The following is a 12,780-nucleotide window of genomic DNA, read 5'->3' on the forward strand; positions in this document are numbered from 1 at the left end:
TCAAAATTACAGCAAGTTATTATTACTTTACATGCAGAAATAATAAGTAGGTATTTACCTTGATTATTCGGTTTACAACTAAAAAAATCACGAATGGATTATTTTAATTATAGAAGACGAGTGTCTTCTGAAACAAGAATTGGTGATACACCACTCGGCGGTAACAACCCGATTCGTGTACAATCGATGACTAACACAAATACGAACGACACAGAGGCCAGTGCCGAGCAGGTAATAAAAATTATAGAAGCCGGAGCAGATTATGTGCGACTGACCGCACAAGGTGTACGCGAGGCTGAAAATTTGCGAAATATAAAAGAGCTGATAAGAAGTAAAGGCTATAAAGCGCCACTTATTGCTGATATTCATTTCAATCCGCGTGCAGCAGAGGCAGCAGCAAGGATTGTAGAGAAAGTGCGTATCAATCCCGGTAACTTTGTGGATAGGGTGAAAACTTTTGCAACATTTGAATATACGGACGAAGAATATGCTTTGGAAATAGAAAAGATAAGGGCAAAGCTTATACCGCTATTAGATATATGTAAAGAGCATAAGACTGCTATACGTATAGGTGTGAACCACGGTTCGCTCTCTGACCGTATAATGAGTCGTTATGGCGATACTCCCGAAGGCATGGTTGAGTCATGTATGGAATTTTTGCATATTTGTTTGGATGAAGGCTTTAAAGATATAGCTATATCTATGAAGACGTCCAATACTGTGCTTATGACAAAAGCCGTTCGCCTATTGATTTCTCGTATGGAAAAGGAAGGATTGAACTTTCCCCTACATCTTGGAGTAACTGAGGCGGGTGACGGTGAAGATGGCCGTATCAAATCGGCTGTTGGTATAGGTACGCTTCTTTCGGATGGTATTGGTGATACGATTCGTGTATCGCTTAGTGAAGACCCCGAACTGGAGGTTCCTGTTGCTCGCAAGCTTGTAGCATATGTTGGTCAGAAAGTCGGTCATCCCGAAATAAAGGCAGAGGTATATTCGGGTTTCTCGCCGTTTTCTACCGATCGAAGAAAAACTTATGAGGCAGGGAATATTGGTGGAGACAAATTACCTGTCGTGATTTCTGATCGTTCGAATGGCAACTTCGAGCTAAACAGCCATTTTTTGCCTGACTATATATATGTAGGTAGCGAATTGCCTGTCCAAGCACCAAGAGCGATACCGTCTATTATTGATGTAGCAGGGTGGAAAGGTGATGTAAATTCTTACCCACTATTCGATGCTACTAATTGGAAAGATATTTCAAGTAATAATGCTGAAATCAAATTCTTAAAACTTTCTTACCCTGAGCTGAATAATGATATTATTGCTCTTCTGAAATCAAATCAGTCGATTGTTATTATTCTGACTACTGATCATATGAACGGAGTGGGGGAGCAACGTGCTTTCATCCATACACTTATGAATAACAGCTGTGATACCCCTATTATAGTAAACCGCCGATATAAAGAAGATGAGGCAGAGGATATACAGATAAAAGCCGGAGCCGATTTTGGTACGATCTATTTGGATGGATTTGGTAATGGTATTTTGATGCAGAATGTAGGTAAACTTGACCAAAAGAGTATTGACGCTTATATGTTCGGTATTTTGCAGGCGTCTCGTATCCGCACCAGTAAGACTGAGTATATCTCTTGTCCTAGTTGTGGACGAACATTATTCGATCTTCAAACGACCGTTGCCCGTGTAAAAGAATCGACAGCACATCTTAAGCACCTGAAGATTGGTGTTATGGGCTGCATTGTAAACGGACCGGGCGAAATGGCTGATGCCGATTATGGATATGTAGGGGCTGAAAAGGGTAAAATATCCCTTTATAAAAAGAAAGAACTGATAGAAAAGAATATCCCGTCGGAAGAAGCTGTCGACAGATTAGTGCAGTTGATCAAGTTAAATGGAGATTGGGTAGAACCAAAATAACTCTTGGAGTACTATATATAAATTGAAAAGGGTAGGTGTTTTGATAAACATCTGCCTTTTTTATGCGTGGGTAACATTATTTAGCAGCAAGAGTGTTAATTATCTCACTATTTAATATAATTTTGTCTATATTCTATTATAAAAAACAGTTAGTGTTGACCTAATTGAACTATAAAAACAACAACGAATGAAAAAAATTATTCTAATCCTGATTTTTATAAGCAGTGTAGCTTATCTTAATGCGCAGGAAAATTGCAAATGGGTTGATCCCAAATGGAGAAATTTCCAATTCCCCGAGATTGAATTTACTAACATGGCAGAAGGAACAGAGGGTTCTGATATCTACAAGCGTATTGTGCCTGATGCGGTACCTTTTATTCAGCAGCATGCTCTGTGGGTAGCCCAAACACTTTACTGGTCAGACCAGGATTCTATTCCTAATATAGAGAAAATCAAGTATACACTTGAAGATAAAGACGGAATTTCAGCAAAAGGTGGTCAGCCTCCTGTTATCAATATATTCTATAGTTCACGCTGGGTAGAAAAATCGGAATTAGCCCAAGGTGACGAAAAGGTTCTTTACGAAACGCGCGGTGTATTATATCATGAACTTACTCATGGATTCCAGCTTGAGCCACAAGGGATAGGTGGTTACAAGCAAGGTACAGAGTTTTGGGTATTTATAGAGGGTATGGCCGATGCGGTGCGTTTTCATAACGGCTTTTTTCCTGTAAGCGATCGTAAACCGGGCGGTAGCTGGATGGATGGATACCGCAAAACAGGTTACTTCTTAGAATGGTTGACTTGCAAAGATCCCGATTTCTTACGTAAGTTTAATAAATCAGCCCTGGAAATTATTCCATGGAGCTTCGATAAAGCGATGAAACATGTGCTTGGTGAGCAGCATACGACAGATAGTTTATGGTCAGAATACCAAGATTTTTTGATCAAGAGTCAGAATTAAGGTAATATTAATTTATATAGATGAATAGCTCCACAATGTGGAGCTATTTTTTTTATTCCATATAATGCATATTTACAGTCATTTATGATTTAATTTGAATTTTTTTTGAAAAAAATGTTTGGAAAAGTTTTGTATATTAAAAAGAGTGTATATATTTGTGGTGTACTAATCAACTAATACACCAGTTCATTAGTCTTTTGTTTAAATATTAACAACATAAAAATATCAAATTATGAAAACTAAAACATTTATCTTAATCGCAGTTCTTTTTTCTTCAGTAAGCTTATTTTCTCAACAACGTGGAACAATAGTTTACAATAATATAGACAATACAGGTTCTGTAACAACAAAAGAATGCATCGCTGTCGATAAACAAACATTGGCTCCTTTGACTAAATCAACTTATATTTTTGATGCTGACGGAAATAAAATAGAGAAAGTTGTATATACCTGGAGTAATTCGGGATGGGTCGCTAAGCAAAAGAATGAATACCAGTGTGCCTCAAGCAATCAGCTTGCAAGTTTGATCTATACAGAATGGAATGCGGAAAAAAGCGAATGGTCTGATAAATCGGAATACTTGCTTCATACTTATAACGATGGTGGAGAATGGGTTGCTACAAGCCAAATGCGTATAGATAATACCATAACCAATCTCGTGACCGAAAAATAATTTAGTCTTTTGATGTCTTTTAATTGAAATTCTTTATCAAAAACTGTAACTATTGGTATCTAACATCGTCATATATGTAAAGAGCAGAAGGATGCTGTTTTAATGAAAACGATTTAATAATGAACTCTAAAAAATACGGTAATGAAAGCAAAATTAATAATACTAGTCGCAGTACTTTTTTTCTCAATAAGCTTATTCTCTCAACAAGAAGATGGAACTATAGTTTACAACAACTTTGATAATACGAATTCAGGATCTACAAAAGAGTATATAACTGTAGATCAAAGGACATCGACTCCGTTGAAAAAAGTTACACACCTGTTTGATACTGCTGGAAATAAATTGGCAAGAACCCTATATGCCTGGACTGATGAAGGATGGATTGGAACACAAAAAACAGAATTTGTCTATAATAAAGACAATCAGGTTGCAGCTATCCTTTATACAAAATGGGACTCAAAAAGATATGCATGGTCTGACAAATCTGAATACGTAATCTATGCCTATAACGACAGGCATGAGTGGGTAGCAGAGAGCCGTATCGAAGTAAATTCAAATGGTACGGATATGGCCGGGATATCGACTTCAAGATAAGATTGATGATAAGTTTAGTTAATTAATAGCCCCTTGGTGATCGTGAGATTGTTAAGGGGTTACTTCTTTATAATATCCATATAATACGGTGGTTAACCAATTTAATTTATTAACCAGATCTGGTCTATTTTTTAAATATATAGTTGTGAATCGTTAAATTTTATTAGATTTGCATTTGTTATTATGCACAAGAGTTCCATTTGATCGTCAAACTATGAAGTTGTTTGTCAGTTTACTCAACAGTTTTTCAGACACCTTTTATATTCATATTACCGCTATGAAAACATTAATATTCAGAAAGAGAAAAGACATTTTCGTATTTATGCTCCTATTAATTTCTCTTTTTTCTTGTAAAGACAATAAAAAATCACTCGATTTACTGTCACAGGCCCAAGGGATAATGTATCTAAAACCTGATAGCGCGCTTATCTTATTAGATTCTATTAAGTCTCCCGAATCTTTGAGTAAAAATAATTACATGCAATATGTAGTCGCAAATGTTCAGGCAAAGTACAAAAACTATAAAGATATAACTTCCGATACCCTTATTTTCGTAGCTAGAGATTATTTTAAGAAAAAAGATGATGATCCCAAACAAATAGCTTTAGCCACTTTTTATTCAGGAGCTTACTTTTATGAAAAGGGTTCTGTTCGGGACGCAATGGCGGAGTATCTTAAAGCAGCAAAGTACGCAGAAGAATCGAATGATTTGCATCTTAATGGGTTGATTCAGAGTTCTATTGGTTATCTGTATCTTAAGGAATATGTATATGATAGTGCTGTAGTCCGTTATGAACGAGCACTAGAATACTATAATAAGATTCCAAACAGTGATTCAGTGATTGTTCGTACTTTGTGCTCACTATATACAACATGTACTGTTGCTAAGCGGTATGAAAGTGCAGATATGTATTATACCAGAGGCCTTGCAATAGCCAAGCAAATGAAAAGTAAATATTATGAGTATATGTTGGACTGGCATATTGGCCTCGCTCTTGCCCAGAGAGAAGAGTATGATAAGAGCAGATATTACCTTCGAAGAGCCTTAGCTTCTAGTTCTAATGCTCAAGACTCTTTGAAACTTAGGCTATCTTTATCCAGATTGTATTTAGATGTGGATCAGTTGGATTCTGCTCGTTACTTTGCTGAACCTCTAAAAGATAAAGTTTCACAATTATCTGACATATCGACGAAGATGAGGATTTATTCTGTTTTGTCCAGATTAGAAGCAAAACAGGGAAATTATAAAGGTGCCTATGATTATCTTGTTTTAGATCAAAAGATGTATGAAGCACTAAAGGAAAAGCAGCAATCTTTGGGGTTGAGGGAGATAGAGAAAAAATATGATCTTTCTGAAAAAGAAAAAAAAATGCTTGAGCTGCAAATGCGGGAATATATTATTGGATTAGTTGCATTGTTAGCTATATTATTGCTAATAATAGCAGTACTCGCTATAAGGGTTATCCGGAATAAACATAGACTGGAGAAAAGAAATAATGCATTCTTAAATAAGCAAATGAAAAATATGATGTACCTGAATAGTATATACAAAAATATTGCCGAAGAGTCTGCCGCTTTTGAGAAAGAGATAGAAGCACTATCCATTACTTATGGCATAAAAGAAAAATCGAAAGGTTATGAACAAATACGTACTTCATTGAAAAATATGAAAAAAGAAACTGAGCAACGTTTGTCGGAACTGACTTTTGACTATATGGAAACACAATCTGTGCACCCTAAAATACTATCGACGCTTAACTCAGCTGATTTATTATTCCTCTCTCTTAGCTATTGTGGTTACGAGACGAAAGATATTTCCATCATTATGGGTGTAAAACCCCATGCTTTGCAAATGAGAAAGTCGAGATTAATTAAAAAATTGCAAGAAATTAATATTTCGGACACTCGTATATCGTCTTTTCTTGAATAAATTACCCTCACATAATCCTACATTTGTTTTGGGAGTTATCACAAATATTTAATAACAGAATCGTATCTATTTAATTATTAATTATATAAAAAATAAATGCTTGTCACATTTTATAATGGGTATTGTTTTGTGAATAACTTCTACATACTTTTGTAGTGAACGATAAGCAAAGTTGAATTTGTTTAATGTAAGCTAACACCTTTTTAGTATTAATATAATATTAGCCTAGAATTTAAATTACATTAAATAAATTTAAACATTAAACAGTAAGCTTATGAAAACAAAGAAAACAAAAAGTTGTTTACTATTTATAATATTAGTTACTTTTTCTATAACCGGGTCTCATGCTGTAGCTAATTCTTTCTATTCTGATATTGAATATAATGTTAGCGACGAAAGAAAGAATATAGATTGCATTGATGACGGCAATTCAGCTCAACCCCGTTCGCTGGTAGAGCAAGCATTTAAAGGTTATTATATAGTAGGTGGATATGCTGAAATAACATTCAGAGTTAATTTGAATACAGTTTCAGTAACAATAGCAGGAGATAATGGATTTATGGTTTACGAAGAGTCGGTAAACGCAGCAATCAAACCTACTTTAAATATTGATATATCGAATTATCCTATAGGTTCTTATCGTCTTTCTATTGTGGGGGAGAATGGAGCTAGGTATTATGGGAATTTCGTAATCGATTAAAAAGAACATTTTGAGTTTAATCATGGTGATGATTTATACTTACAATAAATAAATAAAGTCAGTAAATCCTTTAGATAAATAGATGCTTAACTTGTTCATAGTTGTAGTGTTTACAATTTGGATGACAGTCTATTTTTCTATTATTTCTAGGTAAGGTGTTTTTAATGAAGAGTTCGCAAACGTCGGTTTGTGGACTCTTCTTGATTTTAGGCAAATCGGAACAATATCACATACTTAGTTGTTTTAACTCTATATTTACTAATAAATAAACATTATGGGAATTATAGGTTCGATAATTATAGGTATTCTTGCCGGTTTTCTTGCCGGGAAGATATTCAAAGGAAGAGGTTTCGGTTTGGTTGTAAATTTGATAGTTGGTATACTTGGTGGAGTAATAGGTGGTTGGCTGTTCAGCCTTTTGGGGCTGAGTGTTAATGGGACTATCGGTTCGTTGGTGACAGCAACTATAGGAGCACTTGTGTTGCTGTGGATTGTTTCCTTATTTAAAGGTAAATCGAACGTGTAATATAACTCTTCATACATACAAAAACGGCGAGAAGGATATCCTTTTCGCCGTTTGTTATATGTGATTATATATTTAAGCTTCTGGTTCTGCTGTATCGATACTCTTCCAAGTCAATGCAGCAATAGCAGCGCCGAGAAACGGTGCAACTATAAACAGCCACAATTGAGATAAAGCTTCACCTCCTTGGAATATGGCCGGGCCTATACTACGAGCCGGATTTACCGAAGTGCCGGTGATTGGAATACATACAATATGTATCATAACCAGTGTTAGACCTATCGCTATACCTGCAAAATTATTCGGTGCACCTTTCGATGTTGAGCCAAACACTACGAGCAGGAATATGAATGTAAATACTGTTTCTGCTACAAATGCAGGAAGCAGGTTAGTATAACCGTTAGCGCCAGTAAGAGTTGTGGTCGAGCCTGAGTCCTTAGCCAATACATACAGTATGGCAGAGCCGATAATCGCGCCTACCACTTGAAAGATCATATACATTCCGGCATCTTTCGCCGATATTTTCTTTGCAATAAGCATTCCTAGTGTGATAGCAGGATTGATATGACATCCCGATATTTTGCCTATGGTGTAGACCATCGCTACAACAGATAGCCCAAAAGCAAAGGCTACACCCAGTGTGCCTATCGAGGCAAAAGGTTGAGCTGCTCCGGCGAACACAGCGCTACCGCATCCAATAAGGACAAGAACCATTGTTCCTATCATCTCAGCAATATACTTCTTCATTTTTGTTTGATTTAATTAAACGTTTCATGAATCCTTAAAGCCAATAACATCAATGCGTTATTGAGTTTCTCTTTGGAGAATAAACATATATTTAGATATTTTTGTTCATATAAATATTCCTTAATATATTCATCGTCATTATTTTAAATTATATATAGTGTCGATTGTGGTGAAATAATGTTAAACATTTGGTATAGTCGAAAAATATACTTTCATTTGCAAATAGTTTCTACTAGCAAATAACATATATGGAACCAATCTGTAAATTAAAAGATATATATAAGGCGCTTTATCAGTTTGAAAAAGACTTTTCAGATACCAATAGAATTACGATAAACGAAGGTGTTGTGCTTTGCTGCCTGAAAGATGGTAAGCCTAAGTCGGCTAACGAGCTGTGCGATTTTGTCGGATTGTCTAATTCGAGGGTTTCGCGTGTAATAAATACCGTGGAAGCAAAAGGATATATCAGCCGTGAAATGGGAGCAGTAGATAAGCGCCAGATGATTTTTACGTTGACTGATTCAGGGAAAGAAAAAATAAAAGAAATGTTGAGCAAAGAGATGGATTTTTCAGGATTAACAACTCAGATTTCAAAGCTAATGGAATAATATTCCATTTTTTTCACTCAAATAATTGCTAATAACAAATATATACAATAACAAATGATTAAAATATTAATAATTGGAGGTGTGGCAGGAGGGGCTACCACTGCAGCCCGTTTGAGAAGAATGGATGAAAAAGCTCAAATCGTTTTATTCGAGAGGGGCGAGTATGTTTCTTATGCCAATTGTGGCTTGCCTTACTATATCGGAGGAGCAATAACTGAAAGAGATCGGCTTTTTGTACAGACAGCGGAAGGGTTTACCAAACGGTTCAATATAGATATTCGTGTAAAATCGGAAGTGATCGCAATCGATGTGAAGAATAAGTCCGTTAGAGTTCACGATCTTTCTAAAGATGAGATATATACCGAAAGTTACGATAAGCTTGTTGTGTCTACGGGTGCAGAGGCGATAAAACCGCCGATAGTAGGGATTAATGATAAGCGCATCTTTTCTTTACGGAATGTTCCCGATATGGATCAGATAAAAGAATACATCGACAAGTATCAACCGAAAAAGGCTGTTGTGGTTGGTGGTGGATTTATCGGTCTTGAGATGGTCGAGAATCTGCACGAGGCAGGATTGGAGGTTTGTGTAATCGAAAGGGCAGATCAAGTAATGGCGCCAATCGATTTCTCAATGGCTTCGATTGTTCATCAGCATCTCAAAAGTAAAAATGTGGGGCTGTTGTTAGATGAGAACGTTACGGAATTCAGATCGGAAGGTGATGAAATCAAAGTCTTACTGGAGAGTAAGAAAGAAGTAGCAGCCGATATGATTATTCTGAGCATTGGCGTTCGCCCAGAAACTAAGCTTGCAAAAGAAGCCGGATTGGAGATCGGTTCACTGGGAGGAATCAAAGTAGATGAATATTTGCAGACCTCAGACGAGGATGTGTATGCTTTAGGAGACGCTGTAGAGATTTTCAATCCCATAACAACGAAACACTCGCTGATCCCTTTAGCGGGTCCTGCGAACAAGCAGGGACGTATTTTGGCCGATAATATAGTGGAAGGCAATCACCGTAAATATAATGGAACTATAGGGACATCCATTGCTAAAGTATTCGATCTTACTGTAGCTGCTGCCGGAGCATCGTCAAAATTATTAGAGAGGGAGCAGATTGCTCATCTTTCGTCCTATACACATGGTAGTTCACATGCAGGTTATTATCCTAATGCATTGCCATTATCTATAAAGATAAACTTTTCACCCGAAGATGGAAAGCTGCTTGGTGCGCAAGTTGTCGGTTTTGATGGAGTCGATAAGCGTATCGACTTATTCGCTCAGGTAATTAGGAATGAAGGAACGATATATGATCTGCAAGAAGTTGAGCATGCTTATGCTCCGCCCTTTTCATCGGCGAAAGATCCTGTTAATATGGCTGGTTTTGTTGCGGAGAATATATTAAAAGGAAAGGTAAATATTATTCATTGGCAGGATATTAAGAAGCTCGATTCATCAGAGTATATGATTATCGATTCCCGTACCAAGGAGGAATACGAATTTGCCCATATAAAGGGTGCTGTTAATATTCCTGTTGACGAACTGAGGAATCATTTGCCTGAATTACCAAAGAATAAGAAAATTGTATTTTACTGTGCTGTGGGATTACGCGGGTATTTAGCTTCTCGTATTTTATTGCAGAATGGATTTTTGCAAGTTTATAACCTTTCAGGTGGGTATAAGACCTATTCGTCTGCAATAGAAAAACAATCAACAGATACGATTTTCAGTAAAAATAATAAAGACAAAAAAATGATTAATATAAAGAAAGATATAAAAACAATTACAATTGATGCTTGCGGACTGCAATGCCCTGGTCCTATTATGCAGTTGAAGAAAAATTATGATCAGATAAATGACGGTGATCAATTGGAAATAAAAGTAACCGATCAGGCTTTTAGTGAAGATTTGAAAGGGTGGTCGAGAATGGTTGGGGCAGAAGTTATCAGTCTTGATAATGTAGGTGGAGTAATTACAGCTCGCATAGAGAAAGCATCTAAAAATCAATCCGATGAGAAGACAAAATCGGTAGGTGATAATAAAACGATGGTTGTATTTAACGATGATCTCGATCGTGCTTTGGCATCTTTCGTTATTGCAAACGGGGCAGCGGCTTCGGGCAAAAAAGTAAGTATGTTCTTTACATTCTGGGGATTGAATGTTATAAAGAAAACGAATAAGCCAAAGGTGTCGAAAGATATAATGGGCAAAATGTTTGGTATGATGCTACCGTCGAGCAGTAAGAAACTAAGTTTGTCGAAAATGAATATGGGTGGTATGGGCAGTATAATGATGCGCCGTATTATGAAAAAGAAAAATATAGAAAGCCTCGAAACATTGATGCAGCAGGCTATCGACAATGGCGTTGAAATGATTGCGTGTTCTATGTCGATGGATGTAATGGGCATCAAACGTGAAGAACTTTTAGATACGGTAACAATTGGAGGTGTAGCAGCTTATCTTGACCGTACAGATCATGCAAATACAAATTTATTCATCTAAAAAAGAAAGGATTGAAAATGGAAAAAATGATTGAAATATTGAAACGGAACTGGCTATATCCTGTCGGCGCTATTATTGGTGGGCTTGGCGGATACTTATACTGGTTCTATATAGGATGCGAGAGTGGCAATTGCTCTATTACATCTTCTCCAATAAATAGTGTTATTTGGGGAACTATAATGGGGGTATTGTTGTTCAGTATATTCAAAAGGGGAGATAATAAATAATTAGAAAGGATATAATATGAAAACTATATATTTGACAAAAGCAGATTTCTTAACAAAAGTGGCGAATTATGAAGTGAATCCCGATTGGAAATATTTGGGTGATAAACCTGCTTTGATCGATTTTTACGCTTCATGGTGTGGACCCTGCAAAGCTCTTGCTCCTGTATTGGAAGAGCTTGCAGCAGAATATAAAGATGAAGTTTATATTTATAAGGTTGATACCGAACAAGAGGAAGAATTAGCGGAATTATTCGGAATCAGAAGTATTCCAAGTTTATTGTTTGTCCCTTTAAATGAGTCTCCGCAAATGTCTCAGGGAGCGGTGCCTAAGCCACAGCTAAAGGAAGCAATTGATAAGATTCTGCTAAAAAAGATTAAGTGTACGAGTGAAACGAGAAGTGAAGATTGTTAAGGTTGGGTTGGAGTATAAAGCTCCAACCTTTTTTATTGTAAAAAAATATATGTAAGTGCAATTCTTTATTTATAGGGGCGATATTATTTTGTATTGTCAAATAATAAAATAACTTTGTATGTATGTCTGTACAAATAATATATACTATGAAAAAGAATTACAGTATTTTATGTGTTTTACTCTCCTTGTTATTTTCTTGTTCTAAGCCTAATGAAACGCAACAGCTGGCAAGTACTATAAGTAAAGATAGCTCTTTGCATATAGTCGATAGCATGGCTCGAGCAGTTATCCGTAGTGGATTTAATGCAGGTAGCGGTTATTCGCAGATTTGGGCGCGTGATATGAATACTTTTATCGAAGTAGCATGCGAAGAAAGTAATCCTCAGGATTTGAGAAATGCGATTCTTCTTTTCTTTGCTCTTCAGCAGCCTAACAATGAAATGATCGATGGATACGTATTAAAACCTGAATTTACATGGAATGACGATACCCCTTATTATTCGGATGCTGCTCCCGATCATGTGGCATTTAAAAATACGGTAGAAACCGATCAGGAATCATCACTTATACAGATTGTAGGAAAATACATCCGCAAAACAGGAGATAAATCTATTTTGCAGGAAGTAGTAGCAGGAAAAACTGTTGTCGAACGAATGGGACTTATGGTAGATTACCTGAAGAAAGAGCGTTTCAGTGAAAAATATGGTCTTATATATGGTGCTATGACTGCCGATTGGGGCGACGTACAACCTAATGATGATTTTGGTTGTGATATGAATGAACTATCAGATTTGGCAATAGATGTATATGATAATGCAATGCTTATCATTGCGCTTGTATAATATAATTGAAAAGTAGTCCACTAAAATAATTGAAAAGTATACCACCGGTTAAGTAAAATCCGCTAGAGCTTCTAATAAAGCCCTGCATTTTACTAACAAATATTAACATTATAAATTCCT

13 protein-coding genes are annotated in these 12,780 nt (G+C 36.3%); 12 read left to right on the plus strand and 1 reads right to left on the minus strand.

From position 1 onward, the window contains the following. Positions 1 to 93 precede the first annotated feature (93 nt). The 7 genes from G7Y56_RS13890 to G7Y56_RS13920 all read left to right on the plus strand — a co-directional run bounded on the left by G7Y56_RS13890 (position 94) and on the right by G7Y56_RS13920 (position 7,325). Positions 94 to 1,938: a 4-hydroxy-3-methylbut-2-en-1-yl diphosphate synthase gene (locus tag G7Y56_RS13890; RefSeq protein WP_165044345.1), complete on the plus strand. Its 1,845-nt coding sequence runs from the start codon at positions 94 to 96 to the stop codon at positions 1,936 to 1,938. A gap of 187 nt (positions 1,939 to 2,125) precedes the next feature. Continuing rightward, complete coding sequence (locus tag G7Y56_RS13895) at positions 2,126 to 2,902, plus strand: basic secretory protein-like protein (RefSeq protein ID WP_165024040.1); 777 nt, start codon at positions 2,126 to 2,128, stop codon at positions 2,900 to 2,902. Between the two features lie 232 nt (positions 2,903 to 3,134). Then, a complete protein-coding gene (locus G7Y56_RS13900) occupies positions 3,135 to 3,575 on the plus strand; it encodes a DUF3836 domain-containing protein (protein WP_165044347.1) in 441 nt (146 codons plus the stop codon). 141 nt (positions 3,576 to 3,716) lie between these two features. Continuing rightward, positions 3,717 to 4,169, plus strand: coding sequence for a DUF3836 domain-containing protein (locus tag G7Y56_RS13905; protein WP_165044349.1), 453 nt, complete (start codon positions 3,717 to 3,719; stop codon positions 4,167 to 4,169). Between the two features lie 277 nt (positions 4,170 to 4,446). Next, a complete protein-coding gene (locus G7Y56_RS13910; RefSeq protein ID WP_165044351.1) occupies positions 4,447 to 6,099 on the plus strand; it encodes a hypothetical protein in 1,653 nt (550 codons plus the stop codon). A gap of 274 nt (positions 6,100 to 6,373) precedes the next feature. Beyond that, positions 6,374 to 6,799: a DUF3244 domain-containing protein gene (locus G7Y56_RS13915; protein ID WP_165044353.1), complete on the plus strand. Its 426-nt coding sequence runs from the start codon at positions 6,374 to 6,376 to the stop codon at positions 6,797 to 6,799. Positions 6,800 to 7,073: 274 nt separating this feature from the next. Next, complete coding sequence (locus G7Y56_RS13920) at positions 7,074 to 7,325, plus strand: GlsB/YeaQ/YmgE family stress response membrane protein (RefSeq protein ID WP_165024051.1); 252 nt, start codon at positions 7,074 to 7,076, stop codon at positions 7,323 to 7,325. A gap of 72 nt (positions 7,326 to 7,397) precedes the next feature. Here the strand turns inward: G7Y56_RS13920 and G7Y56_RS13925 are convergent, their stop codons facing one another. Further along, positions 7,398 to 8,069, minus strand: coding sequence for an MIP family channel protein (locus tag G7Y56_RS13925; protein WP_165044355.1), 672 nt, complete (start codon positions 8,067 to 8,069; stop codon positions 7,398 to 7,400). 248 nt (positions 8,070 to 8,317) lie between these two features. Here G7Y56_RS13925 and G7Y56_RS13930 point away from each other — a divergent pair, with 248 nt between their 5' ends. The 5 genes from G7Y56_RS13930 (at position 8,318) to G7Y56_RS13950 (ending at position 12,660) form a co-directional block, all read left to right on the plus strand. Further along, positions 8,318 to 8,677, plus strand: a complete 360-nt coding sequence (locus G7Y56_RS13930; RefSeq protein ID WP_165044357.1) for a MarR family winged helix-turn-helix transcriptional regulator — start codon at positions 8,318 to 8,320, stop codon at positions 8,675 to 8,677. A 57-nt stretch (positions 8,678 to 8,734) separates the two neighbouring features. Next, positions 8,735 to 11,179, plus strand: a complete 2,445-nt coding sequence (locus G7Y56_RS13935) for an FAD-dependent oxidoreductase (protein WP_165044363.1) — start codon at positions 8,735 to 8,737, stop codon at positions 11,177 to 11,179. A 17-nt stretch (positions 11,180 to 11,196) separates the two neighbouring features. Further along, complete coding sequence (locus G7Y56_RS13940; RefSeq protein WP_370457697.1) at positions 11,197 to 11,406, plus strand: hypothetical protein; 210 nt, start codon at positions 11,197 to 11,199, stop codon at positions 11,404 to 11,406. Between the two features lie 16 nt (positions 11,407 to 11,422). Then, positions 11,423 to 11,818: a thioredoxin gene (gene trxA / locus G7Y56_RS13945; RefSeq protein WP_165044359.1), complete on the plus strand. Its 396-nt coding sequence runs from the start codon at positions 11,423 to 11,425 to the stop codon at positions 11,816 to 11,818. A 146-nt stretch (positions 11,819 to 11,964) separates the two neighbouring features. Further along, on the plus strand, positions 11,965 to 12,660 hold the full coding sequence (locus G7Y56_RS13950) for a hypothetical protein (RefSeq protein WP_255498759.1): 696 nt from the start codon (positions 11,965 to 11,967) through the stop codon (positions 12,658 to 12,660). Positions 12,661 to 12,780: the final 120 nt, after the last annotated feature.

Origin of the sequence: Dysgonomonas sp. ZJ709 (genome assembly GCF_011039195.1) — a bacterium.
Taxonomy (GTDB): Bacteria; Bacteroidota; Bacteroidia; order Bacteroidales; family Dysgonomonadaceae; genus Dysgonomonas.

What these genes read in the sequence shown, in the direction of transcription:
- G7Y56_RS13915 (WP_165044353.1), top strand. Translation starts at nt 6,374, where the DNA reads ATGAAAACAAAGAAAACAAAAAGTTGTTTACTATTTATAATATTAGTT.
- G7Y56_RS13940 (WP_370457697.1), top strand. Translation starts at nt 11,197, where the DNA reads ATGGAAAAAATGATTGAAATATTGAAACGGAACTGGCTATATCCTGTC.
- G7Y56_RS13925 (WP_165044355.1), bottom strand. Translation starts at nt 8,069, where the DNA reads ATGAAGAAGTATATTGCTGAGATGATAGGAACAATGGTTCTTGTCCTT.
- G7Y56_RS13920 (WP_165024051.1), top strand. Translation starts at nt 7,074, where the DNA reads ATGGGAATTATAGGTTCGATAATTATAGGTATTCTTGCCGGTTTTCTT.
- G7Y56_RS13900 (WP_165044347.1), top strand. Translation starts at nt 3,135, where the DNA reads ATGAAAACTAAAACATTTATCTTAATCGCAGTTCTTTTTTCTTCAGTA.
- G7Y56_RS13890 (WP_165044345.1), top strand. Translation starts at nt 94, where the DNA reads ATGGATTATTTTAATTATAGAAGACGAGTGTCTTCTGAAACAAGAATT.
- G7Y56_RS13910 (WP_165044351.1), top strand. Translation starts at nt 4,447, where the DNA reads ATGAAAACATTAATATTCAGAAAGAGAAAAGACATTTTCGTATTTATG.
- G7Y56_RS13905 (WP_165044349.1), top strand. Translation starts at nt 3,717, where the DNA reads ATGAAAGCAAAATTAATAATACTAGTCGCAGTACTTTTTTTCTCAATA.
- G7Y56_RS13950 (WP_255498759.1), top strand. Translation starts at nt 11,965, where the DNA reads ATGAAAAAGAATTACAGTATTTTATGTGTTTTACTCTCCTTGTTATTT.
- G7Y56_RS13930 (WP_165044357.1), top strand. Translation starts at nt 8,318, where the DNA reads ATGGAACCAATCTGTAAATTAAAAGATATATATAAGGCGCTTTATCAG.
- trxA (WP_165044359.1), top strand. Translation starts at nt 11,423, where the DNA reads ATGAAAACTATATATTTGACAAAAGCAGATTTCTTAACAAAAGTGGCG.
- G7Y56_RS13895 (WP_165024040.1), top strand. Translation starts at nt 2,126, where the DNA reads ATGAAAAAAATTATTCTAATCCTGATTTTTATAAGCAGTGTAGCTTAT.